Origin of the sequence: Microcystis sp. LE19-10.1B (genome assembly GCF_027530565.1) — a bacterium.
Lineage (GTDB): Bacteria > Cyanobacteriota > Cyanobacteriia > Cyanobacteriales > Microcystaceae > Microcystis > Microcystis aeruginosa.
The window spans coordinates 1-1493 of the sequence record NZ_JAPZQM010000469.1; the positions used below are offsets into that span (position 1 = coordinate 1).

2 protein-coding genes and 1 pseudogene are annotated in these 1493 nt (G+C 40.5%); 2 read left to right on the forward strand and 1 reads right to left on the reverse strand.

Annotated features, from left to right (window positions below; translation table 11 throughout):
- The first annotated feature begins 261 nt into the window (after nt 1–261).
- Nucleotides 262–507 (forward strand): UPF0175 family protein, encoded by a 246-nt coding sequence (locus tag O9332_RS17025; protein ID WP_002748168.1) that lies wholly within the window; start codon nt 262–264, stop codon nt 505–507.
- A pseudogene (locus tag O9332_RS17030) lies at nt 504–1014 on the forward strand (PIN domain-containing protein). Before O9332_RS17025 ends, O9332_RS17030 begins: the two are co-directional and overlap by 4 nt.
- Nucleotides 1015–1092: 78 nt before the next feature.
- Here the strand turns inward: O9332_RS17030 and O9332_RS17035 are convergent.
- A complete protein-coding gene (locus O9332_RS17035; RefSeq protein WP_288026555.1) occupies nt 1093–1332 on the reverse strand; it encodes a hypothetical protein in 240 nt (79 codons plus the stop codon).
- Nucleotides 1333–1493: the final 161 nt, after the last annotated feature.

The following is a 1493-nucleotide window of genomic DNA, read 5'->3' on the forward strand; positions in this document are numbered from 1 at the left end:
AACCCTTATATAGAAAAGCATTTAGCGATTTTTGTCAATTGTTTTTGCTCTAGAGCGAACTAATCAATTAAGTCTCTTGCCAGATAAGGATTTAGTCGATTTATGCCCCCCTATCGAACCATACCAAGTAACGAAGAACCCCGATTCTTAATGTGTAAAATGTGTAAGAGGAAGAGACGCAAAAAATAAACCCCCTCAACTGACTAAATGAAGGGGGTTATGATATTATTCCAATAGGAAGGGATAGATAGGGTTATAGCCATGAGTATTGATATCTCCGATGAAATTCTCAGTGCAACACGCATGACTGAAGCTGAGATGAGGCAGGAAATTGCGGTCATGCTCTTTCAAAAAGAGAAGCTCACCCTTGCTCAAGCGAGTCGATTTGCAGGAATGAATCGTATTGCTTTTCAACACCTACTTGCAAGTCGTCAAATTCCGGTACACTACGATGTCGAAGATTTTGAACAGGATATTAAGAACTTGCGGGAGATGGGCAGATTGTGATCGTTGTCAGTGATACATCCCCTATCAACAATCTTGCCGCCATTAATCAACTTCATCTGCTACAACAACTTTACGAAATAGTTTTTATTCCCGAAGCAGTTTATCGAGAATTAACTGAGCCTGATTTTCCGGTAGCAGGTTCAATAGAAGTCCAAACCTTAGATTGGATTCAAACTCGAACGGTAACTAACCGCACAGTGATTGAAGCTCTTGAGTCGTGAACTAGATAAGGGAGAAGCTGAGGCTATTGCTTTGGCACTTGAGTTGGGAGCGGATCAAGTTTTGATTGATGAGCGTCGTGGTCGTAGGATTGCTGCTAGACTTAATCTTCGATACACAGGAATTCTGGGCATTTTGGTTGAGGCGAAGAATCGAGGGTTAATCTCTGAGGTGAAACCCTTGCTAGACGCTTTGATTGATCGAGCAGGATTTTGGGTTGCTGCAGCTTTATACAGCAGTGTTTTACAGATTGTTGATGAAGAAAAAAATAAACCCACTCAAGATTGAATGAAGGGGTATTTATGGTATTTTTAGAGGCAATTTAGCCTACTTTTGTGGTTTCTTTTTCGGTGGATTGGCAGGATTTTAGTTGGCCATTGATAACAATGCCTCTTCTATTGGCTTTGGTAACTCAATAGCATGAAACCGATTCACAGAAAAAGCGTAATCTTCACCACTTTCATCAATAACCCGAATTAGACTGTTTATTTCTGCTGTCTCATCAGGGATAACGCGGTATATTTTGCCAACTTCTAGTGAAGCTTCGTAGCCTTCATTATTGAGACAAACTGCGAACTTATTTGTTGGAGATGACTCTATTTTCATGGTCAATCTAGAAACGGTAGCTTGAGCTTAAATTCTTTTTTGCCGATGCCATGAGCTTCCTACCAATGGACTTCAGCTAACCTTACTATACCATTGGCAAGCTGAACTTGGGCTATGCCCTTTAATTTTCTCCATTTACCTTTGCCATACTGTTTTTGCAA